Here is a 24,768-nt window from a genome sequence, read left to right on the forward strand (position 1 = left end):
TAAACTCCTTAAATCTTTCCTACAAGATCAAGACTTGGTTTAAGTGTTTCTCCGCCTTCTTGCCATTTAGCTGGGCAAACTTCACCTGGATTGTTACGTACATATTGAGCGGCTTTAATTTTGTTCACAAGTGTGCTAGCATCACGACCGATACCATCTGCATTGATTTCAACGGTTTGAACAATCCCATCTGGGTCAATAATGAATGTTCCACGTTGTGCAAGACCTGCTTCTTCATCTAATACTTCAAAGTTACGAGAAATTTTTTGAGACGGATCGCCAATCATAATGTACTTAATTTTGCCAATCGCTTCAGAATGATCATGCCATGCTTTGTGCGTGAAATGAGTATCTGTTGAAACAGAGTATACTTCAACGCCAAGATCCTTTAATGTTGCATATTCATTTTGAAGATCTTCAAGCTCAGTAGGGCAAACGAATGTGAAATCTGCTGGATAAAAGCAAACAACACTCCATTTCCCTTTAAAGTTTTCTTCACTTACTGTGATGAAATCTCCATTGTGATACGCTTGTGCTGTGAATGGTAATACTTCTTTTCCAATTAAAGACATTTAAAAATTCCTCCCTTAGAAATACCAAAATCCCTTTTAAGGATTTTATTTATAATAATTATTATTATATAGTTATCATCATATAATAATTATTGTATGTCAATTAAATGTGATTTATTTCACATTTTTGTCACAAATCATGTAATTAAAACCCCTCTTCATTATTTGGTATTCACAAACTCCGGAGTGAGAAAAAACTGAAATGAGAACATTCCTCCAAAATAACAGTTGTTTCATTCTTATCATAAGAAAATTCCAGCCATTTGCACCATCCACTTTTCGAAGAGGAAAATGTAAAATTACGGGCAAAAAAGCTCAAATCCTTACAACTTAAGGACTTGAGCTTTTGTCAGTTCCAGATCTCCCATCTGGAAATCTGCATCACGTATTTAAAGTTTTTAAGTGCTAGTATGAAAGGATGTTAGGCATAAATAATCAATACAGTTGCCTCTATTTGCGGCAATTATTATAAGCGGAAAACCTTCTATCCAAACCTTTTTATAGAATATCGATCAATCGGGATAGATGTTTCTCCATCAACGATTAATTCAGTCATTAGGGTCCCGATTAGCGGGCATAGTGTGACGCCACTATGTGTAGCAGCTACATAAAGATTTTCATGTCCTGATATCTCCCCTAAAATAGGAAAACCATCTTCAGGCATTGCTCTAATTCCAGAGAAAGCACGGACTATCTTTGCTTTTCTAATCGCAGGAACATAATGCTGAGCTAAATTGGCTGTTTCTTGTATAACATCAAGAGTAGTCGCCCGATTAAAACCAGCTTGTTCCATTGAGTATCCAATCAATACTTCCCCATTATTTGCTTGTCTCATTCCGCTAATCGTATAATTTAAGAATGGCTGTAAAGGCTCTGTCACTATAATTTGTCCTCTCAGTTGGTTAATAGGGATAAGAATCCCAAGCATTTTCCCAATCTCCCTTGACCATGTACCACCTGCGAGTATCAACTTTTTACAGCGATATGTTCCCTCGTTGCTTGCGATGATATAGGAATCTCCCTTTCTTTCAATACCTGTTACAGTCGTATAGTAAGAATATTCTACCTTCTGCTTTTTAGCAGCTCGCATGAGCATATCTACTAAGCGAAATGGATTTACATTTCCGTCAATTTTGCTAAATGTTGCCCCTGCAACGGCGGGATTTAAAAACGGCTCTTTTTCTAGTACTTCTTCTCTAGTTAAAACCTTAATTTTTATCCCAATATCTCGATATGATTCAGCTAGTTTTTTTGCCTTCTCTCTATCAGATTCGTTGAAAAAAGGAGAAAGCCCACCTGTCCGTTTGTATTCTACGTCTCCGATTTTCTTCGATAAATAGGGGTAAAGCTCAGCACTATACATGCTAAATTCAGCATACCAAGAAGGATTTTTATTATGTACCCATACCCATGCCTGAGTCGATCCTGACGTACCTGACAACGGAAAGTTCTTGTCTAATACCATTATGCTTTCATTGCTTCTTTCTGAAAGGTGATAAGCAATGCTATTTCCTATGACGCCAGCACCAATGATGAGAGTTTCATAGTCTTTTATCATTTACTTCACCTTCCCATCCTCTAACTCTAGCTCATCTAAGACAGATTTAACTGTAGAGAATTCTGTGCTGTTCGTTGCCAATGTTTCAATTTTTATCGGAGTAATAGGCATTCTCATTCTAGGCAAGGCGACTTCTTGTAAAGGTTTTCCTGTCACTTCGTGAATTGTTTGCAAAACAAGATGGGAACAAACCTTTGATTGACAAGGTCCCATACCACATCTAGTTAATCTTTTTATATCATCAAAAGATGCGGCGCCATGCCCAATTACTTCTTCAATTTCCTCGTAGGTTATTTCTTCACACCTACAAATAATTGTCGCTTTATCCATTCATACACCTTCTTTTATTCGCTAAGAGATGAACTGATCTTTTAACATAGGTTGTAAAAAATCTTCGATATGCTCTTTTCTTGCCTTCCAAGTCATAGGTGATTCTTTCGATTCAATTTTTTCAATTTCCTTCCAATAACTATTTCGAAACGTCTCTGCTTCTCCTTTGCTGATAGCCTTTAATTCTTCGGCAATGCTAATAGCTGCTACTTGCCCTGTTAGTATTAAAACACCAGATGGACTAATTCCTGAAGCATTTCCAGCTAGAAATACATCTTGATTAGATGTTCTTAAATTTGAATTATATTGAGGTACCCATCCTCCCAAATCCTCATTATATCCAAAGGAACATTCCAGCTGATAAAAAATATCAAGAATCGGAGACCTTCCCCCATCAATTCCCACAAAATCAACATTAAACGACTTCTGTTGGCTATCGTGATTTATGATGATTTCTTCTACCTTTCCATTTCCTTTCGCCTCAAGAATTTCTACATTTTTATAAATAGGTATACCAGCAGATAGGACTTCATTATACTTTCCTTGATTACAAATTATCGTTTGCCCATTTGGTTTCAATATGGCTTTGACTTGGATCCCTACATGTTGGAGTTGCATAGCAACATCTAAAGAAAAATCACTTAATCCAACAATAACTGTTTCTTTCCCAGGACTGACCAAATCTCTATTAATTAAGATTTGAGCCGCACCAATTGTCATAATGCCAGGTAATGTCCATTTTAGAAAAGGAATCGTTTTATCATATGCACCCGTTGCCACAAGGATTTTCTTTGCATTTATCGGGAAAACATTTTCTTCATCCGTGACCCCAATACTCCCATCTTTATATAACCCAATGACTCGATGTTTCAGCAGCTTTCGGATCGGTAGCTGATTCACTTGTTCTACCAGTTTTTCTGCTAATTCAAAGCCTCTTATTGGTTGAAAATGAGATGGTAACGAGGTTAAGACTTGTGTTTGTTGTCTTAATTGCCCTCCAAGTTGGTAGAATTCATCGACAATGGTCACATCTAAATTTCTCTCCCCGAGCTCAATCGCTGCCGAAAGTCCTGCAGGACCTCCTCCAATTATTAAAACATCGGTATTCATTCTCCTTCACTCCTGATCTGTGGATCCTCATTATTAAGGAAAATCTCCATTCCTTCCTCTACTTGTGTCATACACGACCTAACGTGTTCTTCCCCGTTTACCGTCATATAACAGCTACAGCACCTACCACGAGAACAGAAAAGTCCCCTCGCTTGCACATTTTTTCTACTTAATCCTAATTTCTTTTCATCATTAGCCATTAATGCAGCAGCTATACTTTGATGCTGATAAGCTTTTAAAGGACGTCCTTCAAAATATATAGTGACCGGTTTAAGTAATCTATTTCCAAACACTGGGTGGTTCTCTATATGCATCCATACACACCTACTTATATGTTAATAGTTGATAGCTTTCGTTAAACCTTCTGAGTTACTCTTAAAGGATTATAAGGTGTTAAATCTAGATCAATTTCGTTTTCAAGAGCTATCTCTCCAGCCAACACACCAACATAAGGTCCCATTGTAATACCTGATGCACCTAACCCCGTACTAATGATGATTCCTTCTAAATCAGGGATCGTTCCAAGTAATGGCAAAATATCAGGACTTGCTGGTCTAAATCCAATTCTCATCTCGTGTAAGGTACTATCCGCAAGACCTGGTGCAATTTCAAGTCCTGCTTCAATGACTTCTTTTACACCGACAGCTGTAAAGCGATAATCAAACCCTGTTCCGTCTTCTCTTGTTGCTCCAACTACCACTCTTGAATCATCAAAGGCAAGCATATAATAACTATTCTGCGGAAGCACAACTGGCCATTTAGATGTATCAACATTTGGTAATTTGAAATGAATAATTTGTCCTCGTTGCGGTTCAATAGGGATCTCTACTCCTAATGGTGCAAGTAGCTGTTTCGTCCAAGCACCTGCTGTCACAATTACCTTATCAGCAGCGATCATTTCTCCATCGACTTTTACACCCACTACCTTCTGATTTTCAGTAACTAATTCTGCTTTCCCAGAATAACGAGTTACTCCATGCTTATTAGCTGCTCGTTGCATAGCATCTCTTAATGAACGACCATCCACTCGAGCACCACCGGTCACATGTACAGCTTTTAAATCTTCACTAATAGGCGGAAAAAGCTCTTTAACCTCTTCTTCAGAGAGGCGAGTTACTTCACCGACCTCTGGTATTTCTTTCTTTCGGTCGAGAATTCTACGTTCAATAACATCTAATTCTTCCTCACTTTTACTAACAGCCATCGCACCAACCATACGATATCCTAAATCTTCCTCCCCATCCTCCTGAAGAGCAGAAACCAACTGAGGGTAATAGAGAGCACCATTTTTCGCAATCGTAAACCAATCCGGATCTTCCACTCTAGTAATCCATGGGCAAACAATCCCAGCACCTGCAGCAGAGGCCTGCCCTTGATGAGCTTTATCCACTACAACTACCTCAATCCCTTTTCTGGCTAGATGGTATGCTGTACTAGCTCCAACAATACCTGAACCTATAACGACTACTTTCATTTCATTATTCCTCCCATTTTTTATTTTTTAAATTGATAACGGATAATGACATGCTGCAAAGTGATCCTTCCGAACTTCATTTAAAGCTGGACGTTCTTTTAAACATTTCTCCGTTCGAAATGGACATCTCGAATAAAATCTACACCCGTCTGTATCTTCGATCTGTGTTGGTAAGTCATCTTCTAGTATTAAACGATTCTCTCGATCCCTCAATATAGGATCTGGTACTGGTACAGCAGAGACTAATCCACTTGTATAGGGATGGAGCGTATGTGAAAATAATTCATCTTTAGAAGCAATTTCCATTACTTCTCCCATATACATAACAGCTATTCGGTCACTGATATATTTCACTGCCGGTATTCCATGGGCAATAAAAATGTATGTGAGATCGAACTTTTCCTGTAAATCGATTAATAGATTGAGAATCTGCGCTTGAATCGAAACATCCAGAGCTGATACAGGTTCATCACAGACGATTAATTTTGGTTTTAATGCAAGGGCACGTGCAATACCAATTCTCTGTCTTTGACCACCACTAAATTCATGTGGATACCTTTTGGAAAAGGTACGGTCAAGACCAACCGTCTCCATTAACTCATACACATCATTTTCTAGTTGCTTTCCTTTTGAAACATTATGTGTACGAAGTGGCTCTGCTATAATATCAAACACTCTCATTCTAGGATTTAAGGATGAAAACGGATCTTGAAACACCATTTGAATATCTTTGCGAACTTTTTGCATTTCACGTTCATTCAGACTCGTCAAGTCTTTACCTTCGAAGATGATCTTTCCTTCAGTAGGCTCTAGCAGTCTTAGAATTAAATTTCCTGTTGTTGATTTCCCACAACCTGACTCTCCTACAATTCCTAATGTTTCTCCTTTTTTAACAAAAAAATCGATCCCATCTACAGCCTTTACATGACGGGTTGACTTTCGAAAAATACCAGAAGTACTAGAAAAGTATTTTTTTAACCCCTCTATTTTCAATAAGTATTCTTCATCTACTTTATTTAATACATTAGTAGATGTCATCGTGTAACCTCCCCCTTTTCCGCACTAAGCCAGCATCTTACCTCTGACCCCTCATTTAATTCAAATAAAGGAGGCTCCTGCTCTCTACATTTATCAAAAGCAAAAGGACATCTTGGATGAAACTTACAACCATTTGGCATATCTTTTGGAGTCGGCACGTTTCCCTCAATCGATTCAAGTTGGTCCTTACTTTGATGGATTTTAGGTGTACTATTTAACAATCCTTTCGTATAAGGATGCAACGGCTTTTTAAATAAATCATAGACATTATTTTGTTCGACAATTTGTCCAGCGTACATAACAATAACGCGGTCAACCATTTCTGCCACAACCCCTAAATCATGGGTAATCATAATAATCGATGTATCAAGTTCCTTGCTTAATTCCTTCATCAGTTTGATGATTTGAGCTTGTATCGTAACATCCAATGCTGTAGTAGGCTCATCAGCAATCAACAATTGAGGATTACAAGATAGCGCCATCGCAATCATTACCCTTTGGCGCATTCCTCCACTAAGTTGATGTGGAAATGAAGAATAGACCTTCTCTGCATTTGAGATCCCTACTTTTGCTAACATTCTAATGGCGAAATCTTTTGCTTTCTTCTTCTCAACATGTTGATGAAGACGTATTGTTTCAGAAACTTGCCTACCAATCGTAAAGACAGGATTAAGTGAAGTTAAAGGCTCTTGGAAAATCATCGATATTTTGTTGCCCCGAATATCTCGCATCTGTCTATTCGAGTACTTTGTCAAATCCTCTCCATTAAAAAGGATTTCACCACCTACTATTTTTCCTGGTTCGCCTACTAATTGGAGTAAAGATAAAGAGGTTACACTCTTCCCACATCCAGACTCTCCAACAATCCCAACTGTCTCACCTTTTTTTACATGAAAAGATACTCCGTTGACAGAAGGTACGGTACCATGTTCTGTAAAAAAGTAGGTCTTTAAATCTTTTACTTCTAATAAAGTAGCTGACTGACTCATCATTTTTACCTCCCCTCTATTTTCTTGATTGTGTCCTTGGATCTAATACATCTCTGAGCCAATCCCCTAAGAAAATAATTCCAAGCACTGTTACTGTTATGGCAATACCTGGGAAGGTCGCAAGCCACCAGTTTGTTGCTAAATAATTTCGTCCATCTGTTAACATTCCGCCCCATGATACCTCAGGTGGTTGTATCCCTAATCCAAGAAAACTTAAAGAAGCTTCTAGAACAATCGTTGTGGCCACACTCAATGTTGATATGATAATGAATGATGAGATAATATTTGGCAGAACGTGTTTTATCATAATCGTTATATTCTTTGTTCCGATTGACCTTGAAGCTTTTACAAACTCCCTTTCCTTGATACTTAATACTTCTCCACGTACAACACGCGCATAGGTGACCCAGTTGGTAAAACCGATAACCACAATTAGTACGATTAGGCTTGGATTAAAGATAGATAGCACAACGAGAATAAATAAAATACTAGGAATGGCAAGAAAAGAATCCACTAATCTCATTAATACGGTGTCAATAATCCCACCATAATAACCGGCTAAAAGTCCTACTATAATCCCAATAGCCCCAGCTAAAATAACGGAGAAGACTCCAACAAGTAGGGAAACACGGGATCCATAGATAATTCTACTAAGAATATCTCGCCCTAAGTTATCCGTACCTAGTAAATAGGTAAGTGAACCTCCTTCTGCCCAGGCAGGAGGTTTTAGCATATCCCCTAAATTATTGGCTGCTGGGTCGTGTGGAGCTAAAAAACTTGCAAAAATGGCAACAAATATAACGGCAAAGACGATCAAAAATCCAACTGTACCTGTTTTACTATGAAGTAGCATCTTCAACCATCTCTTCCATGAATTCACTCTTAGAGTTGGTGTTACCGTATTTTCTTGATTGATTTTGATATTGGCTTCCACGATTCACCCCTCCTATGAATAATTAATCCTTGGGTCTAATAATCGGTATATTAGGTCTGTCAAGAGGTTGATCACAATAACCAATACCGCAATCACAAATACAGCTGCTTGCACAATCGCCATATCACGACCATTCACAGCTTGAACTAATAACAATCCTAAGCCAGGCCATGAAAAGACAGTTTCCGTAATTAATGCCCCACTAACAAGAGAAGATATTTGCAGACCCATAATCGTAACTACCGGTATTAATGAATTTCTAAATGCATGGACAAATACGACCTTTGAATCACTAACTCCCTTACTTTTTGCCGTCCTAATATAGTCTTGATTCAAGATTTCTAGCATGCTCGAGCGAATTAATCTTGTCATCTCTGCTGCAATCCCTGTTCCTAACGTAATTGCTGGTAATATTAAATGAGCTATCGTGCCTCGACCTGACACTGGAAATACCTGATAGTTCACCGCCAATAAAAGAATTAACATGATCCCCAACCAAAAGTTAGGCATTGCTTTCCCAAGAACAGATCCACCTGTAATAAATAAATCTACAAAACTATTTCTTTTTCTTGCTGAATAAACTCCTAGAGGAATAGCAATGATGATTGCCACAATCATAGATGCAGTTGCCAATTCAAAAGTAGCAGGAAGTCGTTCCAACACTAACGGCAAAGCTTCTTGGTTATATCGAAATGAAGTTCCAAAATTACCTGTTATTAAGTTGCTCAGAAAGGTAACAAATTGTACGAGAAATGGCTTATTTAGTCCCAAAGCTTCTCTTAATGCTTCACGGTCAGCTTCCGAAGCATCTTCAGGAAGCATTAATGCTACAGGATCTCCAGCCATATAGACTAATACAAAAACCACAAAGGTTATGATAAACAGGGTAGGAATAATTTGTAGTAATCTTTTAGAAAGATACTTCTTCAACTTCTAACCTCCTTAAAACGTAAGCGGGACGAAATGAAATCTCATTTCATGCCCCGCTCGTCATTTTATTGCGTACTACTTTTCTGTAATGTCATCGAAATTGATTACTTCATCTAATCTAGGAGAAAAATTCATATAATCGCTAACCCCATAGTTAGCCCCTTGTTGGAATAAGAAAATATGCGGTCTTTCTTCAGCTACAATTTCAGCAATTTTTTGGTATTGTTGAATTCTTTCTTCAGCATTTAAGTTTTGATTTGCAGCATTGAATAATTCTTCAACCTCTTCGTTGTAATAGTCCGTTTGACCAGCTGCACGTTCTTTTGTGTAATGGACTAAAGAATAAGAGGCATCTAAGAGTCCATCTGCTAGTGCAATCATGATCATTTCCTCATTCGAATTTGAATTATATTTATCTAGGAACGCACTTGATTCTAATAGTTCTAAATTAACCGTAATCCCCACTTCACCAAGCATACTCGCTACCAATTGCGCTACCTCTCCATCTAGTGGATATCTTCCTTTTGGTGCAGTGAAGGTTAATTCAAGACCATCTTCATAACCAGCTTCAGCTAGCAATTCTTTTGCTTTTTCAACATCATACACGTAAGTATCATATAAATCTGGGTTAGCTCCAATAATGCCTTCTGGCACCCGTGAGCGAACTGGTACAGCAGTACCTTTAAGAACGGAATCAACTATTGCCTGCTCATTAATCGCTAAATCGATTGCTTCCCTTACTTTTGGATCCGCTGTCACATAGCCATCTGTATGGCGAAGCATCAGTAACATAACACGTGTTGTATCTCCATTCACTAAAGAGATTCCTTCTTCGCCATTGACACGGTCCCACTCATTTGGAGGAATATCTGTTGCAATATCAACTCCACCCGTCAATAACTCACCCACTCGTGTTGAACTTTCTGGAATCGCCCTAACAATAACCTGCTCCCATTTTGGTGCTTCTCCAAAATAATCATCATATGCTTCCATAACAACTCTATCATCATGTTTCCACTCCACATATTTATATGGACCAGAACCAATTGGGTTCTTCTGGAACTCTTCAACCCCTACTTCTTCAAAGTAATTCTTCGGTAAAATATCAGAACCACTCTTTGCCAACAAAGGTAGAATCGTTGGCATTGGGCCGTCTGTTTTAATTTCTACTGTAAGTTCATCAACAGCGTTCACTTCTAAAAATTGTTTGAAATAAGGAAATTCTTTTAACGTATCATCTGTCATGACTCGTTCTAAACTGAACTTTACGTCTTCAGCAGTTAATGCATCCCCATTATGAAAAGTAACCCCTTCTTTTAATTTAAAATGCCACGTTACATCATCAATACTTTCGTAAGTATCAACCAGTTCTGGCTGAATTTCCATATTATTGTCACGGTAAAACAATCGGCTAAACATATTTCTGAACACTCGATCTCCAGTTGTACTTAAGGAGTTTTGAGGGTCCATCGTTGTTAAATCAGCACTTTGTGCGATTGTTAATGTTGTTTTTCCCCCATTTTCACTACCTTCATTCCCTTGCTCATTTTCACCTGATGTTGTAGAACCCCCACTACAACCAGCAACTAATAATATTGCCACTAACATTACCCCTAATAGAGACCTATACGTTTTCTTCATTCCTTTCCCCCCTGTTTTTGATTGTTCGTTTTATATTTTAAAATTTCAGATTTCTGATTTTAGTGAGTTATCTGAAATTATTAACCACAGTTGAAGTTACTTTAATTCCTTGTATGTAGTCATCTATGTAGATATTTTCATTCGGCGCATGGTAATTCGATAGCACGTTCGCAACCCCTATTTGAACGGCTGGAATATTCGTATTTTCAAGCAACTTATACATTGGACTTGAACCTGCCAAATTTCTCAAGATCACTGGTTTCTCTTTATAAACCTCATCTATACTTTTTAGAACTACATCAACGAATGGATCCTCAGGATTTGTGTTAAATGGTAAAATCCCGTGTGATTGTAAAATCTCTATATCTTCAAATCCATGCTTATTTAAATGTTGGCGAAGTAGCTTTGCTATTTTTTCAGGTGTTTGATTTGGAACTAATCGAAAATCCAATTTCACTTTTGCAACAGATGGAAGTACCGTTTTCGACCCTTTTCCGGTATAGCCTGATTCAATTCCACAGATGGTACAAGTAGGTTCAGCCGTTAGTGCTTCCTTTAACTTGTCTCCTGTCACACCCTTGAGGAACTCTTTTATTCCATATAACTCCTTTGTGTGTTCTTCATCAAAGTACATCGATTGAATAAATGTCCGTTCCCTTTCTGATAAAGGAGCAACATCATCATAAAAATAATCGATTAAAATATTTTCTTCTTGATCTTTTAAAGTATTCAATGCCCAAACTAATCTCCATGCCGGATTTTCAATAATCGCAGCCTCTGAAGAGTGTAAATCTGTTTTTGCCCCTTTACAAACTAGCTCTACATAACTTATCCCTTTTACACCTAAGCCAACATGGGGGCGCTTATCCTCCACTCCTCTAGAACCGCCCTCCCATATTATGGCATCGGTTCTTAGTTTTTCAGGAAAGTTCTTCGCAAAAAATTCTAGATGCGGACTTCCCACCTCTTCTTCCCCTTCAAATATGAACTTAATATCCACTGGAAGTTCGTCATACACTTGCTGAAAAGCGTGCACTGCACAAATTCGCGCTATTAAATTCCCTTTATTGTCTGCAACCCCTCGAGCAAATATTTTCCCCTCACGTATTTCGGCTTTAAAAGGGTTACTAAGCCATTCCTCGATAGGGTCTTCCGGTTGTACATCATAATGGTTATAGAAGGTAAGGGTTTTTTCTTTCCCACTATTGATTTCACCATAAATAATTGGATAGCCATTCGTTTCTATCTCTTCGACTTCTGCGTTTATCTTGTTTAACAAAGATATAACAAAATCTTTCATTTCAGACATTCCACGATTTTGCGCGGATACGCTTGGCTGGTTACATGCTTCGATAAGCCAATCTGTATACTGCTGTGCATTCTCTTCAATGTAACGAAATACTTTTTCCAACCCTTCTTTCCCCTCCTTGTATATGGTTCGTAATTATATAAAATTATAAAGTTATAACTTTATATCTTTTTTAAGTGATGATTAATATAACCAACCACAATTATAATTTCACTTCAACGAAGTAACGCGTTTTATCCTGTTTAATAATAAATTTCGAATACTCGACTGCTTGATCATCCTGTGTAAACGTGTATCTTTCTATCACAAATAATTGTTCCCCACTTTCGATATTCAAAAGATTTGCCTCATACTCTGATGCGATAATGGTAGAGAAATATATTTTGGCCTTTCCCAAATACACTCCATATTTATTTACAAACATGTTATAAATTAAATCATCATCAATTGCTTGTTTCGTCAAGCTCGGTAATATAGAAGTAGGGATATGGGTATACTCAATAACAACTGGATTGCTATCCTCAATTTTCAATCGATGAATACGATATACCTTATCACTTGGTTCAATGTTTAAAGCAGTACCAATCGAATGACCTGCATCTAATACCTCAAAGCTTAGCGTTTTATGGGGATGAGATTTTTGATCGCTAGCTTCATTTCTTAAAGTAACTAACTGAAAAATATCTTTGTCTTCTCTTTTACTAACAAATGTCCCTTTTCCTCTCTGCCTAAACAAAAGACCTCTATCAACTAGATCATGTATAGCTCTTTTAACCGTAATGCTACTAACCTTTAACTGCTTCGCTAATTCCCTCTCTGCTGGAAGCTGGTATCCTTCTTCCCAATTTCCCTGAATAATATTTTCTTCTAAATAATCCTTTACTTGATGATATAGTGGAGTTGGTAAATCTCTATTTAATTTCATTGTTTACTCCTATATTAAAAGTTATAATGTTATATTTTTTGTTTTTTATAGATTAACAACACTAGAAAAAGAAATCAAGTTATTTTTTTGAAAATTTAATTTTTTATTTTTTATATTTATACCGTTATAATATTAACAAACGTACTAGGCATTATCCTTTCCTCCACTTGGAAATTGTAACCACTTACCATGTCTAGGGCAGAATTAAGCTTTAGAAACGAAAACAGAATCTCAACTAATGTGTTGAATCGGACGATGGTGAATGCTTAACATTAAGGTAGTTTACCCCATATATTAAAATTCAAATGGTAAATGTCCATAGCGTTCTACTGATTTTTGTTCTTTTCCATCAATTTTTTCTACTACTGATCCGTATGCAAAATGACCAAAGCTAATATTTGCACCTCATCTCCAGTTGTAATCTCCTTTTTCTTTGCATCAGCCGGGTTCACCCATAAGTAATTCTCATCTCTTACTTCACATAGCCACGCATTTCCTTCATTTCGATTCTTTTGGCCCTCCGCTTTGATATGGAGGTTGATAAATCGAATAAATTTCTGTTAGAAAATAACCACCCGGTTTTACAGTCCGGATTCAGCAAAAAATCCTAAGCCCTAAGCCATTACATTCATTCTTTGTTTTGCTTAAAACGGCATTTCGACCTTCACCTTCAGCAATAGCCAAAGCATTTTCGGATAATTAAAGCTTTTTTTCATTTCGGAAATAAAATCATTAGGCTCTGTACAGTAAACATAATTCTCATCTTGAAAACGATTATTCCAATGATTTTTCAAATTAAAGGCTCACTTCTATCAAATCTAAGATTTTAAAAATTTGGAAGCACTTTCACTTAAACTCGAAGCACCGTAAATTGTCCGCCACCGAATAATGTCTTAATATAGTCAATCTTTGCATCATTAAAATAAACCTGATCTCGTTCATTTACTAAAAAGCCGATACCATCTTGTTCAGTGATTTCATCATTTTCTAAAGCTGACTCCTCCAGAGTCAGACGAAGCTGAGGACCCCCTCAACCAATACCCATTGAAAAACGGATCAGTGGTTTTTTCCCCTCATCAATGACATCCTGAACTTCACTTGTAATTGCCGCAATTGCTGCATGTGTAACCTTAACCATGTTTGTACCTCCATTTTTATAGTATTTTCTTTTTTCAAATGTTAAACATGCCCAACAGAGTATATTATATTGAAGAAAAAGAATAATTTTGTCAAAGCGATTACTTTTATCAGTGAACCTTAAGCAAAATCCCCTTCATTCGATATTTTCAGTTAATTGGTTCATCATCTCCTTATCCATAGGCCCTACGATTTTTTTTCGAACAATCCCTTGAGAATCAATGACATAACTTGTCGGAATCGTTATCGCTTGGTATTGTGCAGCCACATCTCCATCTTGGTCGAGTAAAACAGGAAAAGTCACATTTCTCTCTTGCATAAATTGTTTTACATTCTCTGGCTCTTTTTCTGATTTGGTCAAATTAATGGCGAGAATTTCTACTTTTGAATTTTCCGTTGAATCATAGAAATTCTGCATGTGTGGAATTTCTGCTTTACAAGGTGGACACCAACTTGCCCAAAAGTTTACGATTACTATTTTCCCTACCATATCAGAGAGCTTTTCCTCAGTGCCATTTACAGTCTTTAGTTGAAAATCCGGTGCTTTATTCCCTTCATGGAGCCCAATTTCTACTGCCTCTTTACCAGCAGTATTTACTTCTGGCTGATCATGATTCAAAATGAGATTTACTAGAAAATATCCACTCATAACTGCAAAGGCAAAAACAGCCGTAGTCTGCAGAATCGCAAAATTTGCTATCTTTAATTTTCTGGCTTCCAGAATAAAATAAATTAGAGCACCAAATATACCTAGAATCAAGCCCTTCATGCCACCAGTAAAATACAATAAAGACATCGGACTTTCAATAACTAATTTCGGCTCCCACAACAGTAAACTGCCTTTCCAAATTACAAAGGCCCAGAAAACACTATTTAATGTCAGCTCAAACAATTGCTTTCTAGATTCTTCTTCTTGTGAATGCCGTAACCATAGTTTCAGAATAATAAAACCGATCACAATGGCCATACCAAGAACAAGCCATTTCATCATAATGGTAATAGAACCAATTTGGACAACCTCTATTTGTATCTCCTCCTTCTATATTTTGAACATTTGTCAAAAAATTCATTTAGACATTTTATATTGGCCGCTAAAAAAACCAACTGAACGCTTTATAAATCAGATAAGCGACTCCTGCCAGGAGCCATACGAAAGTCCCCGGTCATATTGGAAACGGTTGTTTAACCTGTTTTCCATTCCCAGAAACCTTTTTCGGACTAATTCCTCAAGAACCATTACTGGTACAATTCTGTGTCTGTCTTTCTTTATTGGACATCACAATACCTCCTGAGCTTATTTTTAACAAACTAATTTGCACCCTTTAAAGTGACTTTACTTTACATCCCATTAAATCAAGCCCCTTTTACCCATAAGGGTATTATTATCATCAAAATAAAAGAGGCCGATCCTCTCTTATCTGCTTTTCACCAAGAGTTCAACTGCTTCACTTACAATGTCTTCCATTTATTTCTGGTGTTCTGCGTTTTGAACACATTCTACTAAGTTTGTGCTAACAATCACGCCAATTGTACGATCAATGGCTGCTCTCGTAGCAGAAAGCTGTGTAATAACTTCTTTACAATCTTTGTTTTCTTCCATCACTCTTAAAATACCTCTTAATTATCCCTCAATCCGTTTAACTCTATTTTTCATTTGAACATAATATTTCATAAATTAACCTTTCTTAAAAGGAATAAGGTGCTCATATTTCCACTTTATACCCCTAAGGGTATAAAGTCAACCGAAACATAGAGACGGCCCTTCTATTTCCTTCGAGATCCGAAGGAAACAGAGGAACCGTCCCCTTATTTAAGAAGACGGAATCGTAGGACGTCAAGTTTATGCAGAGGTTCCACCGAGAGTAGAGTATTATCTAAGCGATTTAGGAAACACACTAAGACCAATTATTAATGTAATGGCAGAATGGGGTTTAGGTTATCAAGCAATGATTAATAAGGAGTCACATACAGAAAAAATGGATATATAGGAAATCAAATTCTTTTACAGGATAAATTGATTCCAAGATAGTAACAAGCCAACAGGCGACAGAGTTTCGACCAACAAAGATTGGATAAAATCAAACTTGCTGAAAGCCTCTTAGCCAAACGTATGTAAACACGTTAAACCGTAACATTTTTATTATTTTGTCATATTTGTGTTATGCATCCCATTCCAATCATGATCTACATAATGTAGTCAGATGATTCGTAAGTCTTCTATAATTCCCCCTATTTAAAAACTAGTTTTATGAACTTGAATTCGATTATATGATAATATAAATATTGAGAAAATTTAAAAATGGAGAAGGAGAGTCATTCATGGCACAACAATTAAGTCATAACTATTATAAAGAATTAATTGATTTACAGGATGTAGACGGATTAGAAGCTCAAATTCAACGTTTACTCGATGTCCCAATTGAATCCGTTTCAGACCTAGAAAATTGGTTAAAAGATGAAAAGAATGTAATGATTCAAATTGAAGAAGCGATGACAGGTCACCAAGTGGACTTCCTTCGAAACACTGAGGATGCAGAAATTAAATCTACTTATCTTCATGATCAGCAAGTCGTCCAACCTCTTTTAATGAAATATGAAGCCAAACTGAATGAAAAATGCTGTAATTCTCCTTTTTTTCACCAATTAGAGGACAAACGTTACGGCCTTATGCGAACAGTACGTGAATCCAAAGTTAAATTGTTCAGAGAAGAAAACATTCCTTTGATGGTAAAAGAACAAGAAATTGCTACTAAATATAGTGAAATTATGGGAGGCTTAACCGTTGAGTGGGATGGTGAGGAAAAGCCTTTCCCGTTTATCCAATCCCAGCTCGATCATCTAGACCGAGCCGTTCGCGAAAAAGCTTTTAACAAGATGGGGTCAGCCTTTCGTCAAATTAAGCCAGAAATGGATGCCCTCATGAATGAACTCATTCAAGTCCGCCATCAAATTGCTTTAAATGCGGGATTTGATAATTATCGCGATTATATGTTCGTCGTCAAAAATCGTGAGTATTCGGTCAAAGATTGCTATGACTTCCATGAAAATACAGAAAAACATATTATCCCAGCATGGAATCGACTCGCAGACGTTTTTAAATCCAAACTTGGTGTTGATACCTACCGCCCTTGGGACAACACGGCTAAATTGATGAAAAATCCTCCATATGCCGAAGTCTCTACTCTTATGGATGGTGTATCAGAAATGTTAGGTAAAACCGATCCTTATTTTGCAGAGCGATTTGATTATATGAGAGAGAATGGGTTACTAGATCTTGGTGATCGAAAAGGAAAAAGCCCAGGTGGTTTCTGTACCTTCTTACCTGTCTCTGGGGATACCTTTGTTTTTGCAAACATTAGTCCATCCTTTTTCTCACTAATCGCCTTAATTCATGAGATGGGTCATGCGGTAAATGGATACCTTGAGTTTTCCGAGCACGGTCCTATAGAAGACTACCAACTCCGATCGGAAGTAGCTGAGTTGTATTCTCATGGAATGGAATTGCTCTTATTGGATAAGCTTGATCGTTTTTATCCAGATGAGGAAGACTTTAAAAGTGCGCAGAGGGAAGAACTGAGAAGAGCCTTTACGATGTTGTTCGGTCCATTATCAGGAGATCTTTTCCAGCATTGGATGTATATGAACCCTAACCACACGGCTAAAGAGCGTGATCAAAAATACTTTGAAATCTCCAAACGTTATGGTTTAAACCCTGTCGACACTACTGGGTTTGAAGAAGAAATTGGGATGAGCTGGGCAGGCACCATTCATTATTTCCAGTATCCTTTTTATAATATTGAATACTCCATGTCGATGCTTGGCGCTCTACAATTACTTGAGAATTATCAGAAAGACCCAAAACAAGCGATTGAATCCTTTAAAAAAGGTGCGAGTGCGGACTACAATCAATCCATTGCAGCCATTTATGAAGAAACTGGCGTCAGCTTTGATTTTTCAGAGCCAGCCGTTAAACGTATGGGTGAATTCCTAGAAAAAGTGATACAAGATATTCATTAATGGAGTGGTAGCATCAGACGTTCGCAAATAAGGCACAACTAGCGTGATATCTAGTTGTGCCTTTTGCATTACTCATAAAATATCTGTCTGAAAACATTCCGATTGTTCGAGAAAAAGAAAGTATGAGGATCTACTATCCTTTCAATTAAGTTACATATAACAAAACAAGCCCAAACTTTTTATACAAAAGGATTTGAGCCTTTTAAATTTAATGACCTGTGAGGGACTTGAACTCCAGACTCTCACCTTTCAATCTTAATTATGTGAATCAATCTAGTGCGACTCAGTTAAATATGTCTAATTGAGCACTGCAAGGTTTTCAAAACAAAAAAACGCCATCATATTGACAGCACTTTATAAATTCTTATAACTTATCCCTAATGAGGAGAAATCCATTATCATATTAATTTCCAACATAAAATCAAGTCCTATAAAACCATCAAAACCGTAAGAATCCTTTGTTATTCCTAACTGAAGAGGGAAATTATTTAATAACTGCCCATCAATAAATAAATCATTGACTATTTGTTGATTACATACCTCTCCTTTTCCACCTATTCCATACATAGTTATAGGTATACCATTAATATAATCAATATATATATCAATTTCTGCCATTAAGTCAGTATCAAAAATAGTAACTGAACACCCTGTATCTACTAAAACATTATCTAGCTCTAATCTAGTTCCCTTATACTCTAAAACCAATTTAGCTAATAATAGGCCGTTTTCTACTCTTAATTCCATCTTCCGCCTCGTACACCATTAAAAAATTTTTCAATTACTTCTGGTTTTTCTTTAGATGTATGAAAAACATATATTTCTTTTTCTGGGTTTTCTTTGTGAGTTTTTTTGTATGCGTTCCATGCATCCATATTATCTTCAAAAATTGAGATGATAGACATTTCTTCAACTGTTCGAATTCTGTCTTTTGATGTCGTAGATAATGCTTCTACTAATACTAACTTATCTGGATATTGATCACGTATTAACCCCCACTCCATCTTCATCCCTCCACATTCATTCTTAATCTAATTTTAGCACATACTTACATGTTTACTAAGCCAATTTGAACATGATTTAACGAAAATATTGGCATTACCACACTTTCGACAATATCAGCTATTTTTCTCAAACATAAAAAGACCCAAGCCCCGAAACACAAGGATTTAAGCCTTTTAATTGATGACTATAAAATCTTTATTTACTTATTTAGCAATTTCTTCAACTGTTTAAATCACACGTTTGTAAAGACTTGAAAAGACATGGTCAATATTTGCCCTTTTAAACAATGCTTGAATGAATCCTTTTTCTGTTAATAATTAATGGTGAATCAGCAGATTGCCCCACCGCTTCACAATGTCTAATTATGTAAATGTTCTTATTCATATTTCCTCCTTAACTAACCTTACAATGAAATATTTGCATTCTTAATGTTCTCAGCCCTTTTAATACTCTCCTTTAAATAATCGGGAGCATTAGGGTGTTCATATATTTGTTGAGCTGTCATCCAGTTTACAGACTCTATTTCGTCATGACTATTGGCAATTGCCTTACCAGATTCATATTCACATAGAAAAACTATATCAACTACATTTTTACGCGAATCTGCTACAAAAGATGTACAATGAACGTATTTTAATTGTTCTTTCACCTTTACACCCACTTCTTCATATATTTCACGTTTCACCGTTCTTTCTAAAATATCTGATGAATTTCCTTCCTGTTCAACCTTACCGCCAACAAGAGATAGTAACCCACCTGCATGTTCTTCTTTTTTACTCCGTTCAATAATTAACCATTTATCATCTTTAAAAATGGCACCCTCTACATTTACAATGAACAACATACTTACCTCCTCAGTCCAATTATTTATATTTACACTTTTCAGAAAACTATAAGACTATCGTTAATTAAAATACCTTCTCATCATTCAATTAGTTCTTAATTTATTTTAACCAGCAAATGGACTCCTAATGAATTTTCACATAACCCTGTTGGTAATACAACTAAAGTATGGTTCTCAAATGTATGAGGTGCCGGTTTCGACATCCATACAAATCACATGGGCACTATCATTCCCTATCGGTAGCTCGTGGTTTTAATAATTGTTTCAATACATATTGAATGAGACATGACAACTTACATGAAATACTTTAAGAGGAGTCGGATTTCTCATTGTTAAAAATGATCTCATTCTTATGCTGATACTTTGGTTGCCAAAGAAGATAAATTTTAGCCGACATAGCTAGCAATACGTTGCCATCAAATTGGTCTCATTTACAGTCGGGCTTACTGAAAAGATTTAAATAGTTGCACTGAAACTAGCCTATTTCTTGAATAAATGTTAATTCATAGGTAAAAATATCCATATAAAAATAGAAAATATGGAGGATATTGATGAATACTAAGCTTATTAGTGCCATTCATATATATGCACTTATGATTATGTCGACCGGCTTTATGGTACATGTCCTTATCATCCCAATACTGCTATCCACCTCTAACAGAGATTCTTGGTTAAGTGTCATTATCAGCACAATTCCTTTTATTCTTTGGATCTTACTCCTCTTCTTTCTATATAAAAAAATGTACAAACAAGAAGACATACTTTCAATATTACGAAAAACACTACATTATAATTGGATATACATTATTTTCATAACCCTACTAGGATCCTATTTCTTACTAGTTGCGTTAATTACTTTAAAATTCACATTTTTATGGGCAAAAGGGAGTTATACCTTCGATACTCCGGATATTGTCATTATAACAACGTTCGCCATGATTTGTTATTATGCGACATCTAAAGGAATACTAACAATAAGTACCATATCATTCATATCATTGCCCATTGTTTCTATTTTTGGTTTTTTTGTTGGAATAGGAAATTCTCCAAATAAAAATTACGAGTTGCTCTTCCCTATTTTTGAAAATGGGTACAGTCAATTTTTACATGGAATTATGTATTCATCTTCTGGGTTGTTTGATATCGTTTTCTTTTTGTTTTTGATTCCTTTTATCAAAGATAGACTAAAAACAAAGTGGCTTATCGTCACTGGAATTACGCTAGTATTTTTAATCTTAGGACCCCTGACAGGAGCCATTTCTGAATTTGGACCACACGAGGCAGTAAAAATGAGAAACCCTGCCTATGAGGAATGGAGACTATTAAAAATTGGAGTACACATTACCCGTTTAGATTTTCTCTCTATTTTTCAATGGCTTTCAGGTGCATTTGTTCGTATTAGCTTATCGATGTTTATTGTCAACAGGATATTCACTTTGAATGGGAGTAAAAATTGGGTACTCCCTACCCTATATCTCGTTATTATCATAAGTGCGTATATTCCATGGGATGCAAGTTCATTTTTTTTATTCTTAAAGAACTATTATTTTCCTATTAGCCTTGCATTTCAAGTAGGCATCTTTCTATTATTTCTAGTATTGATACATTTGATGGGGGTTCAACATGAAGAAAAAACAGACTAACAAAGTAGAAGATATTATCAATCAATTAAGTATTTGGTTTGAAGCCTCTTCAGATATTATTGTAAAAGAAAAAACGTATCAGGATATTACAATAAAATTTCTGTATTGCTCTCAATTAATTGACATGAATAAGTTGAATGAAGTCATTTTTCCTGCTATTTATCATGTGTGGGAAAAGAATGGGGACGTAACTCATAATCAATTGAGCAATGTACTCGAAATAAGTAAACCCCAAAATTTGATGGACGCAAAAAAAGAGATAGAAGAAAAGCTCTTTTCAGGTGAATTACTCCTCTTTAGTCATGATTTGGATGACATACTTTTTATTCCAGTATCTAAATTTCCAAAGAGAAGTCCTGAGGAATCAAATTTAGAATCCTCCGTTAGGGGACCAAGGGATGGACTAGTTGAAAATATTTCCGATAATATGGCGTTAATTCGTCAGAGATTAAAAACCTCCTCTTTGAAGAGTATTGAATACTCCCTTGGAGAAAGGAGTAGGACCAAAATAGTGTTACTGTATATTGACGATATTATCAACCCTTCTATTTTAGAAGATGTCAAAAAAAGATTGGAATCCATTAAAGTGGATATTATCATTAGCAGTTATGAAATTGAGGAAAGCCTATATGATAAAACTTTTTCTCTATTTCCTTTATTGGATCATTCTGGAAGGCCTGATTTTGCAGTGAAAGCCTTAACACAAGGTAGATTTGTCATTTTAGTAGATGGTAATCCAACCTGTTTAATAGGTCCCGCAAACTTTAACCAAACCTTCTACTCGCCTGAAGATATGCACGATAGTTTCTTTTACACAAGCATTGTTCGGGTTTTTCGGTTTATAGCGATTCTTATTACCATTTTTTTGCCTGGTTTTTATATCTCGTTAATATCCTATCAAATAGACCAACTGCCTTATTCACTTGTCGCTACCATATCGGCATCTCGGTTAGGTCTTCCACTCTCCGCTGCGATGGAGACATTTTTGATGCTCGCCTTATTTGAATTATTTAAGGAGGCTGGACTGCGGCTCCCAAAACCTGTCGGTCAAACAGTCGCTGTTCTAGGTGGTTTATTTATCGGTGATGCAGCTATTCGTGCAGGATTAACCTCTCCTTCGTGTTTAGTCGTAATCTCAATTACAGTTATTTCAGGATATATACTTATTAATCAAACCATTTCAAACAATATCGTAATTTTACGGCTTTTTGTATTATTCATTTCATCATTATTAGGATTATATGGCTTCTTTCTTGGCTTTTTCATCATTATCACTTCACTCGTTTCTTTACAAAGCTTTGGTTTTCCCTATTTAGCAAATCTATCAAGACCTAATTCAGGTAATATCATCAAGTCATTTATTAGGGTACCACTTCAATTTATGAAGAAACGTAACCAAGCATATCAGCCTGTTGATGATACACAAAAGGAGTAGGATATGAAAAAGACGGTTCTTGTCACCATTTTATGGAGTGTGACTCTATATCTTGTTAGTTGTGATGCAAAAGAAATTCAAAGTCAAACTTATATTACAGGCATTGGGCTTGATTACAAAGATGGTGAATTTATCGTATTTACCCAAGCACAAAATTTTGCGAATATCGCAAAACAAGATGGAACTACATCACTCCAAGAATCGGTCCCTATGTTAATTGGCGAAGCTAAGGCGAAGAGCATACAATCGGCTCTAAACCATTTAGAACAAAATGCGGCGATGCCGTTTTACTACGGACATGTTAATACCATCCTTTTAAGCGAAAATGTCATAAAGGATCGTTTAAATTCTGTGATAGAATTTATTGGACAACATCCTTTCTTACGATACAATATCTGGCTTTTTGGCACGAGGGAGAATATCAAGGAAATCATTTTGGGTGAAAGTTTTTTTAACTTCCCTTCGACTTTTACGATTATACACAATCCAAAATCACTTACAAAAAATAATTTTTTTATTCCTATTGAAGAGTATAATAAATTTATCTCCTCCTATTACGAGACAGCAGGTTCTTTTATCATTCCATCTATTTCCATAAATGAATCAAATTTTTCCGAGAACGATAAGAAGAAAAATATATCAACTGTAACTGGCGGTTTTGCTATTTCAAAGCAAAAATTCAAAGGATGGATAGAAAAAGAAGACTTAGTAGGAATAAAATGGTTATCAAAAGAAGCGAACAATATTCCATATTCGCTGTTTCAAGAGCAAGTTAGTTTGATGATACAAAATCCTAAATCTATCGTTAAGGTCATTAGTGGCCCAACACCCAAATATTACTTTACTCTGAAAGTAGATGCTCAAATCACACAGAATCTGGATAATATTAGCAATGATAAAATAAGAAAGGAAGTAGAAAAGAAAATAAAAGAAGAAATTGTTAAAACCTTGAAGAAAAGTGAAGTAATACAAACTGATCTTTTAAATATAAGCGAAACGGCCTATCGACATTACTTAAATGAATGGGATATAAAAACGATTAATTCATTTAATAAAGATTCCATCAAAAAAATAGACGTAAAAGTTAAAATTATTAAGACAGTACAATATAAAAGATAGGTTGGCCCAAGACTGGGGTTATCTAATTTCTTGAAAATGTACACCGTAATAATTATGTGAGGGATTTATATAGGTACTGCAAGATTTCATCTTGATACTGAAAAGGGAAATTCATCAAATAAATTGTATATTTTGAGATGTGAGGAAATGACTTAAATGAACTTAGAAATAAGGGTGAAAATTATGGTTAGTTGTTTGTTCAGTAATAGAGGAATATTCAAATATAAAAGGGTTTCTGCGTGAGGCAGAAACCCTTTTATATAATATTTTAAGCGTTAAGTTAATGACCTGTGAGGGACTTGAACCCCCGACCCCCACCCTGTCAAGGTGATGCTCTCCCAGCTGAGCTAACAGATCGTTTGATGAAGTATAGATATTATTATACTTGTCTAAAATAATTTGTCAATAGATTTTATTATTGTAAAACAGGAACATATATTCTTTTTTTGTTGAATAAAGAACATAAGTTCGCATATAATAAGAACAAGAAGTCGCAATTTGCATTTAAACAGAAAGTGGTGAAGCTTCATGAGTCATTTACTAACGAAGTCTCTAAATGAGCAGATTCCTGTTGAAATGATTTATATTTCTACTTCCAATCAAATTACACAACGAAAAATTATTGTGAAAGAAATAAACGGATCAAAAATCCGAGCATATTGCTATTTACGAAAGCAAACTCGTATTTTTAAGTCAAAGCAGATTTTATCCGTGATGCCAGTACGTACATTTCAACGAGAAATTAGTTAAAAAGGAAG

At 36.0% G+C, this 24,768-nt stretch carries 25 protein-coding genes and 1 tRNA gene; 6 read left to right on the top strand and 20 right to left on the bottom strand.

The window, feature by feature from the left end; all coding sequences use genetic code 11:
• Positions 1-8 precede the first annotated feature (8 nt).
• The 16 genes from ahpC to AA0X71_RS16460 all read right to left on the bottom strand — a co-directional run bounded on the left by ahpC (position 9) and on the right by AA0X71_RS16460 (position 15,559).
• Positions 9-572, bottom strand: a complete 564-nt coding sequence (gene ahpC / locus AA0X71_RS16385) for an alkyl hydroperoxide reductase subunit C (RefSeq protein WP_413356382.1) — start codon at positions 570-572, stop codon at positions 9-11.
• Positions 573-1,056: 484 nt separating this feature from the next.
• On the bottom strand, positions 1,057-2,130 hold the full coding sequence (locus AA0X71_RS16390) for an NAD(P)/FAD-dependent oxidoreductase (RefSeq protein WP_413356383.1): 1,074 nt from the start codon (positions 2,128-2,130) through the stop codon (positions 1,057-1,059).
• Positions 2,131-2,460, bottom strand: a complete 330-nt coding sequence (locus AA0X71_RS16395) for a (2Fe-2S)-binding protein (RefSeq protein ID WP_413356384.1) — start codon at positions 2,458-2,460, stop codon at positions 2,131-2,133.
• A gap of 21 nt (positions 2,461-2,481) precedes the next feature.
• Positions 2,482-3,570, bottom strand: coding sequence for an NAD(P)/FAD-dependent oxidoreductase (locus tag AA0X71_RS16400; RefSeq protein WP_413356385.1), 1,089 nt, complete (start codon positions 3,568-3,570; stop codon positions 2,482-2,484).
• A complete protein-coding gene (locus AA0X71_RS16405) occupies positions 3,567-3,884 on the bottom strand; it encodes a (2Fe-2S)-binding protein (protein WP_413356386.1) in 318 nt (105 codons plus the stop codon). Before AA0X71_RS16405 ends, AA0X71_RS16400 begins: the two co-directional genes overlap by 4 nt.
• A 41-nt stretch (positions 3,885-3,925) precedes the next feature.
• A complete protein-coding gene (locus tag AA0X71_RS16410; RefSeq protein WP_413356387.1) occupies positions 3,926-5,044 on the bottom strand; it encodes an NAD(P)/FAD-dependent oxidoreductase in 1,119 nt (372 codons plus the stop codon).
• 27 nt (positions 5,045-5,071) lie between these two features.
• Entirely contained in the window at positions 5,072-6,082 is a 1,011-nt protein-coding gene (locus AA0X71_RS16415) for an ABC transporter ATP-binding protein (protein ID WP_413356388.1), read from the bottom strand.
• The gene (locus AA0X71_RS16420) at positions 6,079-7,071 is read right to left on the bottom strand and encodes an ABC transporter ATP-binding protein (protein ID WP_413356389.1); all 993 of its coding nucleotides are present in this window, start codon (positions 7,069-7,071) and stop codon (positions 6,079-6,081) included. The genes AA0X71_RS16415 and AA0X71_RS16420 overlap by 4 nt, the downstream gene beginning before the upstream one ends.
• A 16-nt stretch (positions 7,072-7,087) precedes the next feature.
• Positions 7,088-8,005 (bottom strand): ABC transporter permease, encoded by a 918-nt coding sequence (locus AA0X71_RS16425; protein ID WP_413356390.1) that lies wholly within the window; start codon positions 8,003-8,005, stop codon positions 7,088-7,090.
• A gap of 12 nt (positions 8,006-8,017) precedes the next feature.
• A complete protein-coding gene (locus AA0X71_RS16430; RefSeq protein ID WP_413356391.1) occupies positions 8,018-8,935 on the bottom strand; it encodes an ABC transporter permease in 918 nt (305 codons plus the stop codon).
• 75 nt (positions 8,936-9,010) lie between these two features.
• A complete protein-coding gene (locus AA0X71_RS16435) occupies positions 9,011-10,576 on the bottom strand; it encodes an ABC transporter substrate-binding protein (RefSeq protein ID WP_413356392.1) in 1,566 nt (521 codons plus the stop codon).
• 67 nt (positions 10,577-10,643) lie between these two features.
• The gene (locus tag AA0X71_RS16440) at positions 10,644-11,987 is read right to left on the bottom strand and encodes a M20 family metallopeptidase (protein ID WP_413356393.1); all 1,344 of its coding nucleotides are present in this window, start codon (positions 11,985-11,987) and stop codon (positions 10,644-10,646) included.
• 100 nt (positions 11,988-12,087) lie between these two features.
• Positions 12,088-12,810 (bottom strand): GntR family transcriptional regulator, encoded by a 723-nt coding sequence (locus AA0X71_RS16445; protein WP_413356394.1) that lies wholly within the window; start codon positions 12,808-12,810, stop codon positions 12,088-12,090.
• A gap of 644 nt (positions 12,811-13,454) precedes the next feature.
• The gene (locus tag AA0X71_RS16450; RefSeq protein WP_413356395.1) at positions 13,455-13,604 is read right to left on the bottom strand and encodes a hypothetical protein; all 150 of its coding nucleotides are present in this window, start codon (positions 13,602-13,604) and stop codon (positions 13,455-13,457) included.
• 479 nt (positions 13,605-14,083) lie between these two features.
• Positions 14,084-14,938 (bottom strand): redoxin domain-containing protein, encoded by an 855-nt coding sequence (locus AA0X71_RS16455; protein ID WP_413356396.1) that lies wholly within the window; start codon positions 14,936-14,938, stop codon positions 14,084-14,086.
• 474 nt (positions 14,939-15,412) lie between these two features.
• Positions 15,413-15,559, bottom strand: coding sequence for a metal-sensing transcriptional repressor (locus AA0X71_RS16460; RefSeq protein ID WP_413362641.1), 147 nt, complete (start codon positions 15,557-15,559; stop codon positions 15,413-15,415).
• A gap of 211 nt (positions 15,560-15,770) precedes the next feature.
• On the opposite strand from AA0X71_RS16460, the gene AA0X71_RS16465 reads away from it, so the two are divergent.
• A complete protein-coding gene (locus AA0X71_RS16465) occupies positions 15,771-15,935 on the top strand; it encodes a winged helix-turn-helix transcriptional regulator (RefSeq protein ID WP_413362643.1) in 165 nt (54 codons plus the stop codon).
• Between the two features lie 331 nt (positions 15,936-16,266).
• Positions 16,267-17,964 carry a M3 family oligoendopeptidase gene (locus tag AA0X71_RS16470; protein ID WP_413356397.1) on the top strand — a complete coding sequence of 566 codons (1,698 nt, stop codon included), beginning with the start codon at positions 16,267-16,269 and terminating at the stop codon, positions 17,962-17,964.
• A gap of 354 nt (positions 17,965-18,318) precedes the next feature.
• On the opposite strand, the gene AA0X71_RS16475 is transcribed toward AA0X71_RS16470, so the two are convergent.
• From AA0X71_RS16475 to AA0X71_RS16485, 3 genes are all read right to left on the bottom strand, one after another.
• Positions 18,319-18,711 carry a hypothetical protein gene (locus tag AA0X71_RS16475; RefSeq protein ID WP_413356398.1) on the bottom strand — a complete coding sequence of 131 codons (393 nt, stop codon included), beginning with the start codon at positions 18,709-18,711 and terminating at the stop codon, positions 18,319-18,321.
• A complete protein-coding gene (locus AA0X71_RS16480; RefSeq protein ID WP_413356399.1) occupies positions 18,702-18,968 on the bottom strand; it encodes a hypothetical protein in 267 nt (88 codons plus the stop codon). Before AA0X71_RS16480 ends, AA0X71_RS16475 begins: the two co-directional genes overlap by 10 nt.
• 404 nt (positions 18,969-19,372) lie before the next feature.
• Entirely contained in the window at positions 19,373-19,810 is a 438-nt protein-coding gene (locus AA0X71_RS16485; RefSeq protein ID WP_413362645.1) for an NUDIX hydrolase, read from the bottom strand.
• A 554-nt stretch (positions 19,811-20,364) separates the two neighbouring features.
• On the opposite strand from AA0X71_RS16485, the gene AA0X71_RS16490 reads away from it, so the two are divergent.
• From AA0X71_RS16490 to AA0X71_RS16500, 3 genes are read left to right on the top strand one after another with little or no spacing between them, the layout of a single operon-like run.
• Positions 20,365-21,456, top strand: a complete 1,092-nt coding sequence (locus tag AA0X71_RS16490) for a GerAB/ArcD/ProY family transporter (protein WP_413356400.1) — start codon at positions 20,365-20,367, stop codon at positions 21,454-21,456.
• A complete protein-coding gene (locus tag AA0X71_RS16495) occupies positions 21,437-22,891 on the top strand; it encodes a spore germination protein (protein WP_413356401.1) in 1,455 nt (484 codons plus the stop codon). Before AA0X71_RS16490 ends, AA0X71_RS16495 begins: the two co-directional genes overlap by 20 nt.
• A gap of 3 nt (positions 22,892-22,894) precedes the next feature.
• A complete protein-coding gene (locus AA0X71_RS16500) occupies positions 22,895-24,010 on the top strand; it encodes a Ger(x)C family spore germination C-terminal domain-containing protein (protein ID WP_413356402.1) in 1,116 nt (371 codons plus the stop codon).
• A gap of 284 nt (positions 24,011-24,294) precedes the next feature.
• Here AA0X71_RS16500 and AA0X71_RS16505 read toward each other — a convergent pair.
• Positions 24,295-24,367: transfer RNA gene (locus tag AA0X71_RS16505), tRNA-Val, on the bottom strand.
• 171 nt (positions 24,368-24,538) lie between these two features.
• Here AA0X71_RS16505 and AA0X71_RS16510 point away from each other — a divergent pair.
• Positions 24,539-24,760: a hypothetical protein gene (locus tag AA0X71_RS16510; protein ID WP_413356403.1), complete on the top strand. Its 222-nt coding sequence runs from the start codon at positions 24,539-24,541 to the stop codon at positions 24,758-24,760.
• Positions 24,761-24,768: the final 8 nt, after the last annotated feature.

The organism is Robertmurraya phoenicis (assembly GCF_047302285.1).
Lineage (GTDB): Bacteria > Bacillota > Bacilli > Bacillales > Cytobacillaceae > Robertmurraya.

Coding starts and splice junctions, on each gene's coding strand:
- ahpC (WP_413356382.1), bottom strand. CDS start 572: ATGTCTTTAATTGGAAAAGAAGTATTACCATTCACAGCACAAGCGTAT.
- AA0X71_RS16390 (WP_413356383.1), bottom strand. CDS start 2,130: ATGATAAAAGACTATGAAACTCTCATCATTGGTGCTGGCGTCATAGGA.
- AA0X71_RS16395 (WP_413356384.1), bottom strand. CDS start 2,460: ATGGATAAAGCGACAATTATTTGTAGGTGTGAAGAAATAACCTACGAG.
- AA0X71_RS16400 (WP_413356385.1), bottom strand. CDS start 3,570: ATGAATACCGATGTTTTAATAATTGGAGGAGGTCCTGCAGGACTTTCG.
- AA0X71_RS16405 (WP_413356386.1), bottom strand. CDS start 3,884: ATGCATATAGAGAACCACCCAGTGTTTGGAAATAGATTACTTAAACCG.
- AA0X71_RS16410 (WP_413356387.1), bottom strand. CDS start 5,044: ATGAAAGTAGTCGTTATAGGTTCAGGTATTGTTGGAGCTAGTACAGCA.
- AA0X71_RS16415 (WP_413356388.1), bottom strand. CDS start 6,082: ATGACATCTACTAATGTATTAAATAAAGTAGATGAAGAATACTTATTG.
- AA0X71_RS16420 (WP_413356389.1), bottom strand. CDS start 7,071: ATGAGTCAGTCAGCTACTTTATTAGAAGTAAAAGATTTAAAGACCTAC.
- AA0X71_RS16435 (WP_413356392.1), bottom strand. CDS start 10,576: ATGAAGAAAACGTATAGGTCTCTATTAGGGGTAATGTTAGTGGCAATA.
- AA0X71_RS16445 (WP_413356394.1), bottom strand. CDS start 12,810: ATGAAATTAAATAGAGATTTACCAACTCCACTATATCATCAAGTAAAG.
- AA0X71_RS16455 (WP_413356396.1), bottom strand. CDS start 14,938: ATGATGAAATGGCTTGTTCTTGGTATGGCCATTGTGATCGGTTTTATT.
- AA0X71_RS16470 (WP_413356397.1), top strand. CDS start 16,267: ATGGCACAACAATTAAGTCATAACTATTATAAAGAATTAATTGATTTA.
- AA0X71_RS16475 (WP_413356398.1), bottom strand. CDS start 18,711: ATGGAATTAAGAGTAGAAAACGGCCTATTATTAGCTAAATTGGTTTTA.
- AA0X71_RS16480 (WP_413356399.1), bottom strand. CDS start 18,968: ATGGAGTGGGGGTTAATACGTGATCAATATCCAGATAAGTTAGTATTA.
- AA0X71_RS16490 (WP_413356400.1), top strand. CDS start 20,365: ATGAATACTAAGCTTATTAGTGCCATTCATATATATGCACTTATGATT.
- AA0X71_RS16495 (WP_413356401.1), top strand. CDS start 21,437: ATGAAGAAAAAACAGACTAACAAAGTAGAAGATATTATCAATCAATTA.
- AA0X71_RS16500 (WP_413356402.1), top strand. CDS start 22,895: ATGAAAAAGACGGTTCTTGTCACCATTTTATGGAGTGTGACTCTATAT.
- AA0X71_RS16510 (WP_413356403.1), top strand. CDS start 24,539: ATGAGTCATTTACTAACGAAGTCTCTAAATGAGCAGATTCCTGTTGAA.